Source organism: Mesorhizobium sp. M0571, assembly GCF_040320985.1.
In the GTDB taxonomy this organism is placed as follows: Bacteria; Pseudomonadota; Alphaproteobacteria; order Rhizobiales; family Rhizobiaceae; genus Mesorhizobium.
This window is the reverse complement of record NZ_JAMYQT010000153.1, coordinates 1-735: the sequence shown is the minus strand read 5'-3', so window position 1 is coordinate 735 and position 735 is coordinate 1. Positions and strand designations below refer to the sequence as shown.

At 61.2% G+C, this 735-nt stretch carries 1 protein-coding gene; it reads right to left on the bottom strand.

All coding sequences use genetic code 11. The features are described from left to right. Position 1: 1 nt before the first annotated feature. A complete protein-coding gene (locus NKI85_RS37800) occupies positions 2–439 on the bottom strand; it encodes a hypothetical protein (protein WP_352528387.1) in 438 nt (145 codons plus the stop codon). Between the last annotated feature and the right edge of the window lie 296 nt (positions 440–735).

The following is a 735-nucleotide window of genomic DNA, read 5'->3' as shown; positions in this document are numbered from 1 at the left end:
TTTATCCGACGAACGCCTCACGCATCCGAGCGAACATGCCGGGCTGTCTCCCGGCAACCGCCGCACGGATGTGACGGGCGGCCGTTGCGGCGCTCACCGTCGCGCCGAAATGACAATAGCAGATGATCTCATGCAATTGCCCGTCGGTCAGCTCGAAGAACCGCTTCGCTTCGCCGTAGTTGTCGTTTTCCAACCCGGCGGCGCGGAGGACAGGATCCTCGAAAGCGACTGCGATCGGCGAGCCGTCGCCGCGCATGGCCGCGCGTGCTCTAACCGGCTGATACTCGGTTTGGTGCAGCGTCGAGAGGCGCCGGTCAGGGTTCCGTTCAAGGAGCTCCGCCCAGCGTTCAAGACGTTCGCTGCGCGACATGGTTTGGCGCAGGTAGTCCTGATCGATCTCGGCGACGATCTGCAGTTGCTCAAGCGTCTGGTGCTTCATTTTAGCCTCCTATTCGGACGATAGTTGGCCCACCCATATCCTTCTTATACCTGCGGCCAGAGTGACTCCGACCGATCGTGAAGTCCAATCACGATGAGGCTGGGAGGGCTTCCCCCACGAAAATGCGGAGGCTTCGCAAAGATCCGGCCATTAATTTGCGAACGCGGTCAAATGCGCGGCTGTTCGACGATGTCGGTCTGGAGTCCGTGCCGATCGAGGTGATCGATGGGCAGAGTCTGTACTGGACTGCCCCAGCCCCATTGCTGGCCGGGGCAGCGGGATCAAGCGAGTGGCAG

Coding starts and splice junctions, on each gene's coding strand:
- NKI85_RS37800 (WP_352528387.1), bottom strand. CDS start 439: ATGAAGCACCAGACGCTTGAGCAACTGCAGATCGTCGCCGAGATCGAT.